This window comes from candidate division KSB1 bacterium (genome assembly GCA_034505495.1).
Taxonomy (GTDB): Bacteria; Zhuqueibacterota; Zhuqueibacteria; order Residuimicrobiales; family Krinioviventaceae; genus Fontimicrobium_A.
Genome location: JAPDQV010000016.1, coordinates 17,171 through 31,559, shown reverse-complemented (window position 1 = coordinate 31,559; position 14,389 = coordinate 17,171). Strand labels below are relative to the sequence as shown.

The 14,389-nt window shown below is 55.8% G+C and carries 16 protein-coding genes, 1 tRNA gene and 1 pseudogene; 9 read left to right on the top strand and 9 right to left on the bottom strand.

The window, feature by feature from the left end; genetic code table 11:
- Positions 1 to 38 precede the first annotated feature (38 nt).
- Genes ONB24_08345 through lptG form a run of 3 tightly spaced genes read left to right on the top strand, consistent with a single transcriptional unit; the run spans position 39 to position 2,809 of the window.
- Positions 39 to 374 (top strand): hypothetical protein, encoded by a 336-nt coding sequence (locus ONB24_08345; GenBank protein MDZ7316117.1) that lies wholly within the window; start codon positions 39 to 41, stop codon positions 372 to 374.
- A 6-nt stretch (positions 375 to 380) separates the two neighbouring features.
- A complete protein-coding gene (locus ONB24_08340) occupies positions 381 to 1,739 on the top strand; it encodes an LptF/LptG family permease (GenBank protein MDZ7316116.1) in 1,359 nt (452 codons plus the stop codon).
- Positions 1,736 to 2,809: an LPS export ABC transporter permease LptG gene (gene lptG, locus ONB24_08335; protein ID MDZ7316115.1), complete on the top strand. Its 1,074-nt coding sequence runs from the start codon at positions 1,736 to 1,738 to the stop codon at positions 2,807 to 2,809. The genes ONB24_08340 and lptG overlap by 4 nt, the downstream gene beginning before the upstream one ends.
- Before the next feature lie 2 nt (positions 2,810 to 2,811).
- On the opposite strand, the gene ONB24_08330 is transcribed toward lptG, so the two are convergent.
- Entirely contained in the window at positions 2,812 to 3,756 is a 945-nt protein-coding gene (locus ONB24_08330) for a hypothetical protein (GenBank protein ID MDZ7316114.1), read from the bottom strand.
- 137 nt (positions 3,757 to 3,893) lie between these two features.
- Between ONB24_08330 and ONB24_08325 the strand changes: the two genes are divergently transcribed.
- The 5 genes from ONB24_08325 to ONB24_08305 are packed head-to-tail and all read left to right on the top strand — an operon-like array spanning position 3,894 to position 8,901.
- Complete coding sequence (locus ONB24_08325; GenBank protein ID MDZ7316113.1) at positions 3,894 to 4,217, top strand: divalent-cation tolerance protein CutA; 324 nt, start codon at positions 3,894 to 3,896, stop codon at positions 4,215 to 4,217.
- Positions 4,214 to 4,969, top strand: coding sequence for a ribonuclease Z (locus tag ONB24_08320; protein ID MDZ7316112.1), 756 nt, complete (start codon positions 4,214 to 4,216; stop codon positions 4,967 to 4,969). The genes ONB24_08325 and ONB24_08320 overlap by 4 nt, the downstream gene beginning before the upstream one ends.
- A gap of 11 nt (positions 4,970 to 4,980) precedes the next feature.
- Positions 4,981 to 5,886, top strand: coding sequence for an energy transducer TonB (locus ONB24_08315; protein ID MDZ7316111.1), 906 nt, complete (start codon positions 4,981 to 4,983; stop codon positions 5,884 to 5,886).
- Between the two features lie 12 nt (positions 5,887 to 5,898).
- Complete coding sequence (locus ONB24_08310) at positions 5,899 to 7,083, top strand: aspartate kinase (GenBank protein ID MDZ7316110.1); 1,185 nt, start codon at positions 5,899 to 5,901, stop codon at positions 7,081 to 7,083.
- A gap of 24 nt (positions 7,084 to 7,107) precedes the next feature.
- Entirely contained in the window at positions 7,108 to 8,901 is a 1,794-nt protein-coding gene (locus tag ONB24_08305) for a T9SS type A sorting domain-containing protein (protein MDZ7316109.1), read from the top strand.
- 121 nt (positions 8,902 to 9,022) lie between these two features.
- Here ONB24_08305 and ONB24_08300 read toward each other — a convergent pair whose 3' ends face one another.
- Together ONB24_08300 and ONB24_08295 are read right to left on the bottom strand one after the other, a co-directional pair.
- Complete coding sequence (locus ONB24_08300; GenBank protein MDZ7316108.1) at positions 9,023 to 9,193, bottom strand: hypothetical protein; 171 nt, start codon at positions 9,191 to 9,193, stop codon at positions 9,023 to 9,025.
- A 498-nt stretch (positions 9,194 to 9,691) separates the two neighbouring features.
- Positions 9,692 to 9,946 (bottom strand): hypothetical protein, encoded by a 255-nt coding sequence (locus ONB24_08295; GenBank protein MDZ7316107.1) that lies wholly within the window; start codon positions 9,944 to 9,946, stop codon positions 9,692 to 9,694.
- 24 nt (positions 9,947 to 9,970) lie between these two features.
- Between ONB24_08295 and ONB24_08290 the strand changes: the two genes are divergently transcribed.
- Positions 9,971 to 10,678 carry a hypothetical protein gene (locus ONB24_08290; GenBank protein MDZ7316106.1) on the top strand — a complete coding sequence of 236 codons (708 nt, stop codon included), beginning with the start codon at positions 9,971 to 9,973 and terminating at the stop codon, positions 10,676 to 10,678.
- A gap of 34 nt (positions 10,679 to 10,712) precedes the next feature.
- Here ONB24_08290 and ONB24_08285 read toward each other — a convergent pair.
- The 6 genes and pseudogenes from ONB24_08285 to ONB24_08260 all read right to left on the bottom strand — a co-directional run.
- Positions 10,713 to 10,973 (bottom strand): annotated as a pseudogene (locus ONB24_08285) (type I restriction-modification system subunit M N-terminal domain-containing protein).
- Positions 10,974 to 11,405: 432 nt separating this feature from the next.
- Positions 11,406 to 11,477: transfer RNA gene (locus ONB24_08280), tRNA-Asn, on the bottom strand.
- 164 nt (positions 11,478 to 11,641) lie between these two features.
- Positions 11,642 to 12,610: an HD domain-containing protein gene (locus ONB24_08275; protein MDZ7316105.1), complete on the bottom strand. Its 969-nt coding sequence runs from the start codon at positions 12,608 to 12,610 to the stop codon at positions 11,642 to 11,644.
- Between the two features lie 26 nt (positions 12,611 to 12,636).
- Entirely contained in the window at positions 12,637 to 13,134 is a 498-nt protein-coding gene (locus tag ONB24_08270; protein ID MDZ7316104.1) for a hypothetical protein, read from the bottom strand.
- On the bottom strand, positions 13,131 to 13,991 hold the full coding sequence (locus tag ONB24_08265; GenBank protein ID MDZ7316103.1) for a hypothetical protein: 861 nt from the start codon (positions 13,989 to 13,991) through the stop codon (positions 13,131 to 13,133). Before ONB24_08265 ends, ONB24_08270 begins: the two co-directional genes overlap by 4 nt.
- A 77-nt stretch (positions 13,992 to 14,068) precedes the next feature.
- A partial coding sequence (locus tag ONB24_08260) for a hypothetical protein (protein MDZ7316102.1) occupies positions 14,069 to 14,389 on the bottom strand: 321 nt, incomplete at its 5' end.

Below are 14,389 nucleotides of genomic sequence, written 5' to 3'. Positions count from 1 at the left end.
ATAGCAAAGTCTGTATAGGCTCCTCCGATAGGATATGGATGGTTCGAACGCGGGAAATGTCGGGTGATGTCGGTAAACTCGCTGCTTGTCCATCGAACTGTAAATTTAGTAAAAGCATCGAAAAAAACAACAGGATTATCCCGTCCGCCAAATTGCGGTTGGAAAACCAGACGCAAATTTGTATATTTGCCCAGCTTAAAAAGTTCCCGAAAACTTTGCGGCATAAAAGCGACATTCCTGCTGGTCAGATTGAATCCAAGTCTACACTTTACGCGTTTTTCGGTGCCTTTTCCGCGCTGAAAGGGACAAAAACCGCCGAAGCGCAGGCGTCATTTTATAGTATTCAAAAACAATGCCCGAAAGGGCGGCGCTGAACCTCCATGCTGATCCTGCCCCGTTACATCCTTCGCGAACACCTCAAGCCGTTCCTTTTCGGCGTCAGCATCATTACCCTTGTCTTTCTGCTGAATCTCGTTTTTCGAGAGCTGGGCAAATTTCTCAGCCGCGGCCTCGGTTTCCGCGTCATGGCGGAATTCTTTTTCCTCAATCTCGCCTGGATCATTGCTCTTTCCGTGCCGATGGCGGTCCTGCTTGCGACCCTGATGGCCTTCGGCCGTCTCTCCGGAGACGGCGAAATCATCGGCATGAAGGCAGGCGGCATCAGCATTCTCCGCATCATCGCGCCGGTCATCGTGGCGTCGGCGCTTCTGGCGCTTTTTCTCATCTGGTTCAACAACCATGTGCTGCCCGATGCCAATTACCGCACCAAGCTGCTGGCGTACGACATCAGCCGCAAACGTCCCACCCTGAGCTTGGAACCAGGAGTCGTCTATCGCGACATCGAAAACTATACCATCCTTGTGGAAAGCCTCAAAGAGACGCCCGACACCTCTTTCGTCACCAACATCTATATCGAAGACAACAGCCGCAACACCTCCAGCGTGTACATTTGGGGTAAGCGCGGGAAAATTTACCTCAACCGCCAAAAAGGGATGTTGTTCATCTATCTGTATGACGGCGAGATGCACGAACTCAACCTCGAAACCATGGAGCAATATCGCCGCGTGCAGTTTCCGCAGCAGCTTCTTTCGATTGCCGTGCCGGAGATGGTGCTGACGCGTTCAAAGCAGGGCTATCGCGGCGACCGCGAAAAAAGCGCCCAGATGATGCTTACCGAAATCCATGAAAATGAAACCATCATCCGCGAACGTCTGCAAAAGTCGGGCACCCTCATTCGCGAACACATTGCGCGATTGACGGGCAGGACGCAATGGGCTGTAAAGGAAAGCCCGCAAATTGCGCTTCAGAACGAACGCGGCCGCCTGCTTCAGCAACTGAAGAGCGAACTGCGCTCGATTGACAGCCTGGAACGCGAAAACTCGCGGCTGATGGTCGAGGTGCACAAAAAATACTCCATTCCCGTGGCGTGCGTGGTGTTCGTGCTCGTCGGCGCTCCGTTGGGCATTATGGCGCGCAAGGGCAGTATGGCTATTGCGGGCAGCATTGCCTTTGTCTTTTTCCTCATCTATTGGGCTTCACTCATCGGCGGTGAAGAGCTGGCCGACAACCGCTACATCTCGCCCTTTATCGCCATGTGGGGGGCCAACATCTTGTGCGGCACAGGCGGCATTTACCTGATCATCTATTCGATCCACGAAACGACGTTTATCAATTTCGACGCCATCGGCCGCGCGCTGACGAAACCCTTCCGACGGAAAAAAGCGGAGAACGCCGGATGAGGATCCTGGATCGCTATGTCACCGGTAAATTCCTTCAGGTGCTCATCTTTTCCCTGCTGGCCTTTATTATTATTTTCGTCGTTGTGGATCTGATCGAAAACCTCGACCGCTACATCGACAACAAGTTTCCGACAAACGCAGTCATCGAGTATTATATCAACTTTTTGCCCTTCATCATCGTCCTCATCCTGCCGGTGGCCATGCTGCTCTCCTCTCTCTACAGTATAGGCGGTTTAGCGCGCCACAACGAGATCGTGGCCATGAAAGCAGCCGGGCTTTCTCTCTACCGCATTTTTTTGCCGGTTCTCGTTACGGCTTTTTTCATCAGCCTCCTTTCCATGTGGATCGCAGACCGCCTCGTGCCGCGCGCCACGCAGCGCCAAAGCGAAATCAACGAACACTATGTGCGCAACCGACCGCCGCGCAAACGCCTGGACAATGTCTATCTGCGCGACGAACAGGATCGGCGCATCTCCATGCGCTCATTTAATACCGAAACCTTTACCGGCTCCGTGGTGAGCATTCGCCGCATGCAGGATTCACGACTGATCAGCCGCATCGATGCCCGGCGCATGGTGTGGCAGGACAGCCTGTGGATGCTGTACGACGGCTATGAACGAGTTTTTACCGAGGAGGGTGAAAAAGCGGAGCCGTTTACGGCTCGACCGCTCGAGACCACAAGCATCCGGCCGGAAAACATCTCCCGGCTTTTGCGCAAGCCGGAAGAGATGTCCTACCGCGAGCTCAAGGATTTTATTGCCGAAGTCAAACGTAACGGCGCCGATCCGGCCAAGTGGCTGGTCGACCTTCACCTTAAAATTGCGTTGCCGTTTGCCAACTTTATCATCGTCTTGTTCGGCCTGCCGCTTTCGGCGGCCCAGACGCGGCGCAGCGGCGCAGCCAAAGGTTTCGGCGTCAGCCTGGCCGTGACGTTTGTCTATTTCGGAATTCTCAAAACGACGCAGGCCATGGGTCATACCGGCAAACTCGATCCGCTCGTTGCCGCCTGGTTTGCCAACGTGGTTTTCGGCATCCTCGGCCTCATCGTTCTGTGGAAAGCTAAAAAGTAAGATCATTGCGCGGCCTGCAGCAGTCTCTCCTTTAGCGCCGCAATCTCGCGAAGCCGATCTTTGTTTGCCCCCTTTCCCCCGTATTCCAGTTCGTACAGCACCGCATTGAGAAAGCGGATGACCTCCTGTCGATCGACGCCGGCCTCGTAACGATAGAGGGGATTACGCCGATTTTGCGCGCTCATCTCGACGGCGGCTCCGAACGGCAGCGTTAGCTCGTTATGCGGGGAAATCAAACGTCTTTTGAGCAGTCCCTTGGCCGTCAGTTTGGCCAAAATTCCCTGCAGGTCTTCGGCGGTTATCCGCACCGTGGAATCGAGCGAGGCATAGATCTCGACGTCGTTGCGGTTCGGCTTTTCCCACAAGCTCTGCAAAACCGCCAGTTCCGCGCGCGTAGGAATAAAATCGAGGCGCACCCGTTTTTCCTGATCGTTCTTTTGCGGCTGAAGCATGTTCGCCGCCGCTGCCGCCGCCTGCGTCGGATCCGGCAGCGAGGCTTCGCCGAGATTGCGGCGTGCGATCTCCCGCTCCACAGGGTCATAAGGGCCGGGTCGAGCAAGCAGCAACGGCTCGTTCTTTTTGGTCAAGTCGATCGACGGTTTTAATGAATCTTTCGGCTCGATGCGCAGAGCGGGCAAAGGCGTCGAAAAAAAGGTCGCTGCATCGAAATGATCTTCTTCCTTTTCTTCAACGGTCGGTTCAGCCGGCAAATGCCGCGGTTCCTCTTTTGCAAAAGAGGGACTCGACGCTTTTGCTGTCATCCTGGGTGCATCTTGTGGCGGCGGTGCTAAAGACTGCGTTTGTGAAAAGCTGTGTTCATCCGCAATCTGCAGCTCTATCAGCTTTGGAATTTGCGGGTTCGTGCGAAAGGTGATGCACAGGAAAATGACGACCAATCCTGCATGAATCATTCCGGACCATAACAGCGCCCTTGCCCGCGGATTCATGCTCATCCTCGTTTTGTTTTTTCGGCTTGATATAGAACGAGACAAAAGAACGGCTGTTCCCTTGCCCACCCGACATCAATTCCCTTGCTTTTGGAAAGGGCAAACGCTAATTTTATAGCCAATAAAAAGGATGAATCATGACGGAAGCCATAGTCGTTTTGGTCACCTGCGGCTCCCGCGCCGAAGCGGATGCCCTTTCGCAAATGCTGCTCGAAAATCGTTTAGCCGCCTGTATCAACCGCATCGACTCTATCGAATCCGTTTTTCATTGGAAAGGCGCAATCGATCGTGGGACTGAGGTGCTGCTGCTGATCAAAACACAACGCGAGCGTTTTGCCGACCTGGCCGCATTGGTGCGCCGGCATCACTCTTATGAAACGCCCGAGATTATTGCCCTGCCGATCATCGACGGCGACCCGGATTACCTTACATGGCTGCAAAAGGAGACACAGAAACCATGAAGCTGACCGTTTTGGGCTCCGGCGTCTGCGCCGTCAGCAAGGAGCGCTCCTGCGCCTCCTATTTCATCAAAGCCGACGGCCTGAACATCGTTATGGATATCGGCTTCGGCGCGCTGCGCAGAATGGCCGAAGCCGACATCGATTACGGCGACGTCGACTGGGTCATTTGCACGCATCTGCATCTCGACCATGTTGCCGATTTGGCGCCCCTGCTGATGGCGCTGCGCTATACGCCGGGCCTGGAGCGCCGCAAACTGCTGACGATTGCCGGTCCTTCCCAGCTGCAGGATTACCTCTGCGGCTGTCGAGAACTGCTCGGCGATTGGCTGCTGCAGGAGGACAAATTTCCGCTGGAAATTCGGACGTTGAGCGCGGAACCGCAGCCTATCGGCAATGGTAAAATCCTTGCCCTGCCCATGCGGCATTCGCTGCCGGCCTTCGGTTATCGGCTCGAATTCGACGGCTGCGTGCTCGCCTATTCGGGAGATACAGGCTGGTGCGAAGAATTGATCGATCTCTGCCACGGCGCCGATTTGGCGATCATCGAATGCTCCAATGACGATCGCGAGCCGTTCGATTATCATCTGACCCCATCGCAGGCAGGCCTGGCGGCGCGTCTGGCAGGCGCCGAGCGTCTGATGCTGACGCACTTTTATCCGCCGCTCGACCTCCGCCGACGCGAATCCGCCGCGGCAACCGTTTTCGGCAAGCCGGTTATCATGGCCGAGGATTTGATGTCATTAACCGTGTAACGGACAATACCGTGTCGCAACGCCGCACATACCGCTTTGCCCTTTTAGCATCGCTTGTTCTGCATTTTCTTTTCCTGATGCTGTATATGCCGCTGAGAGGGTTTCTTGTGCCGCTCGAAGAGGCTGCAGCTGCGGCGCCGCCGTTGGTCTTCGAATTTGCCGAGCCTCCCAAACCGCAGGAATTGGTGGAAACGCCCGAAGACGCCCGCATCGAAAAGCCGCAAAAGGCCGAGTTTCTTTCCGACAAGAATGCGCGGGCACAGGACCTTTATGCGGCAGACGATCTGCCTGAAGGTCTGCCCTACAGCGAAGGCCGCTCTGAATACAAGACTTTTGCCGGCGAACCGCAGCCGGCGCAACCGACTGCTCCATCCGCCCGCTCCGATGCGGAAACCGCCTCGGCAGCCGAAACGTCGCCGCAGGATGCCTCTCTGCAGGCGGAAGCCGGCGCGCCGATCTTTCGCCGCGAAATGAGTGCCGCAACCGGCCGCCGCTTCAGCCGCGAATTGCTGCAGGGGGCAAGTTCCGCGGCAAGCGGCAGTCCGTTCACCGACGCGGAAAACTGGAACAACCGCAGTTCCTCCGCCGAGGCGCTCGGCGGCGTCTCATTGAGCACTTATGAATGGGATTTTGCCCCTTACATCTTTTACATGAAGAAGCGCATCCGCGACCACCTCTATCCTCCGCAGGCGTTCGTTCAGATGGGCGCCATCAGCGGGCGTGTCACGCTGCGCTTTACCCTCGACCGCAACGGCACGGTACACAATCTGGAATTCATCAACTCCGAGGGTCACAGATCGTTCATCGAACCCAGCATGAACGCCGTCCGCGCTTCGGACCCCTTCAAGCCGCTGCCCGCGGATTTTCCCGATGATCATCTCGAATTGACCTGGACTTTTATCTATACCGTATATTGAGCGAGTAAATCCATGCCCGAGAATTCACGTCCTCTGATTGTGCAAAAATACGGCGGCAGCTCTTTGGCTACGCCCGACCATGTTCGGCGGGTGGCGCGTCACGTCATCGAACGCAAATCCCAGGGCTGCGACCTGGTGGTCGTCGTCTCCGCCATGGGCAAGACCACCGACCAGTTCGTCAAACTGGCGCACGAGCTCAACCCCAATCCCGACCGCCGCGAACTGGACATGCTCTTGGCGAGCGGCGAGCAGATTTCCATTGCCGCCTTGGCGCTGGCAGTCCGCGCCCTCGGCCCCTACCAGGCGGTCAGTCTGACCGGCCCGCAGGCCGGGATCCTTACCGACAATCATCACTCCCACGCCCGCATTATCGAAATCTTTACCGACCGCATCCGCAAGCTGCTGTCGGAAGACAAGATCGTCATCGTTGCAGGCTTTCAGGGGGTGACCATCGACGACGAGATCACCACCCTCGGCCGCGGCGGCTCGGACACCACGGCCGTTGCTCTGGCAGCCGCGCTCAAAGCCGATTACTGCGAGATCATGTCCGACATCGACGGCATCTACACCGCCGACCCAAAACTGGTTCCGTCCGCTAAACGCATCGACCGCATCCATTATGATCTGGCGCTGGAGCTCGCCGCTTCCGGCGCCAAAATGCTGCAGAAAACCTCGGTCGAGTTTGCCAAACGTCACGGCATCCCCCTTTCGCTCGGCTCGTCGATGTCCGGGCAAATCGGCACCATCGTCGGCGAGGCCTCGCTGGGCAAGGGACGGGTTGCCGGGGTCAGCGCCGACAACGATCTGGCGGTGGTTCGATTTGCGCTTAGCGAAAGTGAAGCCATGAAGCTGCCCGCGGAATTCTCGCGTCAGCGCATTCACCTGAAGCTCTGGCAGTGCGTGCAGGGGCTCGGCCTGATCGGCATTTCCCGCGGCGACGTCAATTTAGTGCGGCGTATTCTCTTAGAAAAGACCACCGACGTTTTCGTGGAAGAGGAATGGGCCCTGGTGGCCGTCGTCGGCGACGGCATCGGGGTCGGTACTACGGCAGCGCAGCGGTTCTTTGCCATCCTCGAAGAGCTGGCCGTGCCCGTTGCCGCCCTTGTCTCGGGCGAACTCTACCTCAAGGTGCTCTGCCCGGCCGCGAGAAGCAAAATCATTCTCGAGGAACTGCACAACAAACTTGTTCTTGCTTGAACCAAGCTGAAGGAAAGGTTTCGAATGTCCGCCCGCAGTTTGACGATCGGTTTCCTGCTCATAACCTTTGTCGGCGTTCATGCGCAGACAATCTCCGGCACCCTGACGCAAAACACGACTCTGACCGCCGGAACACCCTGGAAGGTGACCGGCGACCTAACAATTCCGAACGGCGTCACCCTGAAAATAGAAGCCGGGACAACGCTTCATTTCGCCAAAGACGCCCACCTGTACATCGAAAACGGCGGCAGACTGGTTGCTGACGGCAGGCCGGAACAGCGCATCGTTATGACCTCAGAGTCGTCCTCCGCCCGCTGGCGCGGCTTGCGCTTCAACTCTACCTTAGCCGATAACCTCCTCCGCTGCGTCGATTTCATCAACGGCGACGCCTCGCAATACGTCATCCTTATCGATCATTCCAAAGTCATTGTTGACGGCTGTACTTGGACTCCTACCAACAAGACGATCATCGAGGTCAACCATCCGTCCGCTCTCATCGAAAACTGCATTTTCCCGACGGTCACCGAGGTCGAACTGATCCACGGCGTTTCGTTGACGGGCAGCGAATATCTCATTGTCCGCGGCAACACCTTTCACTCCACCACCGGCTACAACGACATCATCGACTTTACCGGCTGCAAGCGCCCCGGGCCGATCCTGCAAATTTATGATAACCTCTTTTTGGGCGGCGGCGACGACGCGCTCGACTTGGACGGCACCGACTGCCACATCGAAGGCAACGTGTTCACCAACTTTCACAAAGGACACACCGGCTCCAGCACCTCGAACGCCATCGCCACCGGCGTCAACAACGGCAGCACCAGCGACATCGTTGTGGTGCGCAATCTGTTTTATGACAACGATCACGCCATCCTCATCAAAGAGGGGTGCTTTCTGCGGGCGGAAAACAACACGTTCGTCAAGCATCCGCTGGGCGTGGTTAATTTCAGCGAATGGCCGGATCGGAATGTGCCGCCCGGCAAAGGCGCGGTTTTCGAGCGCAACATCTTTTGGGATTACGACAAGCCGTTCGAAAACCAAATCTCGCAGCCGGGAAATCCGGATCCGGTGATCGTCGTCAACCGTTGTCTGATCACCTCCGCCGTGCACCATCTGGGCGTCGGCAATATCGATGCGGATCCCCAGTTCGTCGATCCGCCCAATGATTTCAATCTGCTTGCGGCCTCGCCGGCAAAAAATCACAGCACTTACGGGCTCGACCTGGGGGCTTACGTGCCGGCCGGCGTCGCCCTGTTGGATGGTCCTCCGGACTCGACGACGCAGCAAAGCGCGCTCTTTTCCGTGGGCGGTCCCGGCATTGTCTCTTACCAATATGCGATCAACGATCCGGATGACCCCTACGCATGGAGCAAAGAACGTCCGATTGATCTCTATCCGACCATTTCTCTCGCCAACCTTCCGCCGGGGCACACCTATTCGCTCTATGTGCGCGGGAAGAACAGCGCCGGCGTCTGGCAGAGCGATCCGCCCTACATCTCCAGGTCTTGGAAAGTCACTTTCCCGGCCGGCGTCTCCGCTGCGGATGAGCGAATTCCGGCGCTCTGCGGTATAGAGGCCTATCCCAATCCCTTCAACGAACGCACGCGCATTCGATTCACCCTGGTGCGCCGGCAAAAGATCGAAGCGGCCGTATTCGACGTGCTGGGGCGCAAGCTCAAGACTCTGGCGCTGGGCGAATACAACACCGGACATCACGAGCTGATCTTTGCAGCGGATGAGCTGAGCAGCGGCATTTACTTTGTGCGGATCGTCGGCCCGCAGGCACGCGGCGAGAAGCGGTTGTTTTTGGTGCGGTAGGGGAGAGACTAAAATGGAACGCAGGGGGAGCGGTGTACTGGTCACGTGCGTCTCAATGAGCCAAGGGTTTTTCGAGGATCAGGCTTTCGGCCGCGTAATCGGTTTGCAGGAAAATTTGTAATTATGAAGCCTCTTCCGGCTTCGCTGCATCCTGTGCAAGCTGCAATGCTGTTTTGGGTATATGTGCTTTGCCGATGATCACTTCAACAATCAGGCGCTCGCAATATTTATGTAAAAGCTCGTTCTCGCTCCGCGGTAACTGCGGCGTCGGTCTTTGCGGTGCGATGGTCAAGATGCTCGCCAATGCGGTTTGCTGGGGTAAAGAGTAAATATGAAGTAAATACTCTTGAACTCATCCGCCTGCAAACTCTCATAAGACGAATTAATGCCATACAACCATCGCTTGGACTCCAAAAGAGGGGTGCGCGAATAAGAAAGTGTCGGAAGCGTTGTAAATTCTAAGCTCTATTTTGTCGTAGGATAGTGGAAGTCGGGCTCAAATCTGCAAGCAAGCCAGGAATCCCACAGCCTCCCGCCCGATACGCGTTTTGTTTTATAACATGTGCTGATTAAACAATCCTGTAGTTGGACTTTTCCTTATTAAAGTTTTTTGGAGCTGTTTTAATATGTCTGCCGGAATCAGTACACAGCGCGCGATGGGTGCCGACAGCACCTGTTCCTGTCACTAATTTCACGATAGGCTTCACTTCCAGGCAGCACCTTTCAATGCTCCGGCACCCGTCCAAGCCACGGCACACCGGAGTCCTTGGAGGCGGGGTTTGGTTTAAGGTCACCGATCATTTTGCCGATTCCCCCTGGTTTTCGGCGCTGCGCCTGCGCCTTGGTCGTTGGGATTTTCGCGGTCCTCGCACCAGCGGACCGGATTGCTACGGATATAATCCCGAATTCGCCATAGGGATTCGTCATCGCGAATGATGCGTTCGTAATAATTGCGTTGCCACAACCGGCCGTTAAAACCCGGCCAATCGAATTGTTTCACGCCGCGGATATATCCATTGGTCGTCATCGTTTTGAACCATTGCACAATTTCCGGTAGGGGCGCACCTACGTGTGCGCCCGTTGGCGCATGTGCGTGTACGCCCGTTGGCGCATGTGCGTGTACGCCCGTCGGCGCACCTACGTGTGCGCCCGTTGGCGCATGTGCGTGTGCGCCCGTCGGCGCACCTGCGTGTGCGCCCGTCGGCGCATGTGCGTGTGCGCCCGTGGGTACGCCCATGGGGTCGGCGTGTGCGTCCGATTGCCCGGCGTTCGCATCCACGGCCGCCGCCGATTGTCCGGCGGGTGCGGATGTTGGCGTACCATGTGCACGGGTTTTATTGGGGTAGGGGCAGACACGCAGGTCTGCCCCTACCGCTACTATCGCTACCGCCCCGACTGCCTCGACCGCCTCGACCGCCTCGACCGCCTCGACGGATTCGGTTCCATCACGATCGGATTTAATCACGATGATCCCATGGAAATGGTTGGGCATTATGACGTATTCATCCGTTTGCACGTTCGGAAATTTGCGATTCAATTCTATCCACCAATGTTTGACCATTCGCCCCGCGTCGTTCAGACGCATTTCCCCGTCCACGACATCGCCGAACAAACACGCCCGATCTTGGGTCACGATGGTAACAAAATACGCCCCCGAACTGGCATAATCGTATCCTTTCAGGCGAATGCTGCGGCGATGGTATTTTTGTCTCATTCCAGTTCCCCCCTTTTTTACAACAATCCCTTTTCCTTTTTTACACCGCCGGAAGGTTGGTAAAAATTTCGTTAAACACGCAGAAATTATCGCATTGATAGTAAGAAGCATTGTAGAACGCCTGACCGGCCGCTTGACGCAGGGCGGCGTCCTGGTGGACGATTCCCGCGCGGTCAGGCGACGCCTTCATCTCGAGCACGTCCTGTTTGGAAGGTTCCAGAACCGTGTCCAACCGACGAATCACGGTCATCGGCAGGATGACATCCCGATACTTACCCCGCACATAGAGATCGCGCAGCACATCATCGGCAATGCCCCAAATAAAATTGGTGATCCAGCTCAGTTGACCGTTTTCCATACCCGTCCCTTGCAGATTGCTAAAGAATATGGGTAAAAGCCCCGCAATTGAATGATGATTTTGTCATCATTATAACAATCCGTTTGCAAAGAATCAAGCAGATGTCTTTAAGAAGCCGGCTGAGCAGTCGATTCCATGCTTCAAGGCCAGTTTTTGGAGAAGCGAAAACCACCGGCGCTGCTGACCAAACGGCGGGGAAGATGATTTTGAATCGGCAGGTTGTCGAATAGCTTAAAGGGCTTTGACTGACCGCTCTTTCGTCGAAAAGACGGCAGCGTCATGGATCCGACGCCGGCCTTTTGTTCCTGCGAAAAGACAGAGTTGCGTCAGAATGAACTGCGTCGGGGCGGCCTTCCGAAAGGCATGTCGATTCCTTCCCCTCAAAATAAAAAAGGCAGAACCCTTAAAGATTCTGCCTTCTTATGATTTAAGCTCCGGTGGTAGGACTCGAACCTACAGCCTAGTGGTTAACAGCCACCCGCTCTGCCGTTGAGCTACACCGGAACAGACATTAAAATATATCAATTTTCCTGCTTATTGTCAAGAAGTTATTCGCCTGGGCAGTAATTTCGATTCACTGTACAAAAGTGCAAAGGCTCTTTCGCTCGTCAAGTATATCGAGAGGGGGTCTGTTGATGTGGACCCGCCCTGCAGGCGCCGGATTCAGATTATGAAACCGCTTTGCTTTGTTGATTTTTTTCCGGCTCGCCGAAATAGAAAAAGCAGTCGAGCAGATTGACGTAGCGGCTCCAGCGGCCTCGACTTCCCTCCTGAGCATAGATCTGCTCAAAAGCGTTCATCCTGGCGTCCATTTCATCAAGGTAATGGAGAAGGATGGCTTCTCGGGTCATCGGCGGAACGACGGCGCCCTTTTCCCTTTCGCCGTGATGCGCGAGAATCATGTGCAGCAGCTTTTTTCTCAGCTCTTCCGGAAACCCATCGATTTGTCGGATGTGATCGGCGACGAGATGATAGCCGATCGCGGCATGGCCGAGCAGCCTGCCCTCGTCCGAATAGTCGATGAATCTATCCCACTCGAATTCGAAAACCTTGCCGATGTCGTGCAGGACGGCGCCGGCGATAAGCAGTTCGCGATCGACATGCGCATAGAGAGGAGCAAGAGCTTCGACAGCCCGCAGCACTTGCAGGGTATGCTCCAGCAGGCCGCCGAGGCGGCAGTGATGCCACAGCTTGCCGGCCGGCGCCTGCTCGATTCGTCCCTGGATCCGAGCGTCGTCAAGCACCCGCTGCAGCAGCAGGCGAAGATGCGGGTTTTCCATCGTTTCGATTCGCCGTCTGAGCTTCGCCGACAAGTCCTGCACGCCTTCACTGCGCGGAATCAGCTGCGCATAAGCGACGCCCTCTTCGTCCTTTGCCTTGCGCAACTGTTCGATATCGAGGTACGGCCTGCCCTTCCATTCAATCACTTTGGCGCGGACCTTGACGATGTCGCCTTCGGCAACGGCGGCTGCAAAGGCCTTACGATCGCCCCACAGCGAGCCGAAAATGCGGCCCCAAGCATTGCCCAGCTCCAGCGCCCAGTACTGTTCATTGGAATCGCGGCTGGAGCGCAGTTCTTTCCGGCGAAGGATAAAAAAATCGGTGAGCTCCTCCCCAGGCTGAAGGTTCTGTAACATGTTTCCCCCACCAATTTATGTGCGCTTTAATCTTTTCTTCGCGAGCGGGAAGAATCCCCTGATCGTTCCGTTTCCTCTGAAGTTGCGTCGCTGCGACGTTGGAAGGTGCGGCGTGTATCGGGTTCATCAGCCGGTTGTGCGGCAGGTTGCTCGGCGGAGCTTTTCCCCAACGGTACAACGGTCGGCTGGACGATCGGCACCGTCGGTACTGCCTCAGGAAGGGGCGTGCCGATGCTGCTTCGCGGCCCGGTCGGCTCCACATAATCCGAAGCGGCAGAAACGCCCTGCACCTCGTCCTGCCACCAAGGCTCGGCGGTGTAAAAAAGCCAGTCTTCGTCCGTTTCGGCAGCAGCCGGAAGGATGACCCGCCGGGCATAGGCCTGTTCGTGGCAGGACGAGCAATCGTCGCGAACAGACGGCCGATCGCCGTCCCATTCGGCCAGCGGCGGATGGACAAGGGTGGTATAACAGCCGTAAATCCAGATAAAGATAAAAAGAGAGACAAAGATAAGATTTCTTTTCATTTCAGCACGCTGCCGTAGTATGAAATGTTGATCACGCGACGCACATCGCTCTTGCCTTCTTTTTTCCCGAGCAGATTCTGCAGGTCAAAGTCGAAGAAAATGTTGCTGCTGAAGGCCCAGCGCAGCCCGAAATTCAAAATACCGCGTGAATACCACTGCGGATCATTGACGGCAAAATCGTATTCGAACAGCAGCGCCAGATCGCGGGAAATGTGGGCATTCGTAGCCATGTAAAAGGTCGGCAGCCGCTTGGTTGCGCCGCCTTTTTCCAGGCTGTAGCTGATGCCGGCATGCAGGCCCGTGGCGATCAAAGAAGAGTATCCTTTCGACACGACCAGAAAAAAGCCGCGGGATTTGAAATCATAGCGGTTCAGCGAATCGTTGGGCGCCGCATTGATTTGCGGATATTTGACCGTTTTTTCCGAGTAATACGGCCCCATTCCCTGCGAGTCGAAACCGATGGTGACCGCAGGCATACGCAGGCTTTCTTCGATAATGCGATAGTTGAGATGAATGCCGGGGACGGAATTCCATTGGATCTGCTGAGAGTCGCCGATGATGTTGGTGCCGCCGAAAAAGACGCCGAACATCACGCGATTCGACACGCCTGCCGAAAGTCCGGCCACCATGCCGCCGCGTTGATAGATCCTGACGTCCGCTCGGAAATCCCCCGGCCGCAGAATACCGGCAGTGGGCGCATCCACAAGCCGCAGCGGTTTGGTAAAGTAGCTTTCCTCACGAATAATGGCGGTTCGACTGTTCGACAGCTCTCGATATCCGATCTGGGCATTTGCGGACAAAGCCCAAACCATCAGCAAAAAGGCTGCTGTCCGTATGGCGTACCTGCATTCGCTCATCTTTGCCTCGAGCAATATGATGATTTGCAAAAATGTACGCCAAAAAGGCTATAAAGTCAACAAGAATGGCGTTTTTCTTACAAGCGGCTGATGACGCTGAACATCACGGAAACTGAAAACATGGATCGACCGCTTTCGGCGTATGGCGCGGATGGAAAAAGATAAACATATTGAAAGCCGGTGCGCAGGTTGGTTAACGACCCCAGCATGGAGCGGGTCACAATTCCTGCTGAAAGAGCAGCACTGCTGTAGGTCTTTTTTTCCGCCGGAAGAATCGCGCCGATCGGCTGTTTGGGAACACCGCTTTCGAGCCACATGCCGCCGCCGGCAAATGCAAAGATGGCGCCGGTGCTTCGTTCAAATTTTCGCAGATATTGCGTGGCGTCTTCGCGGTCGAT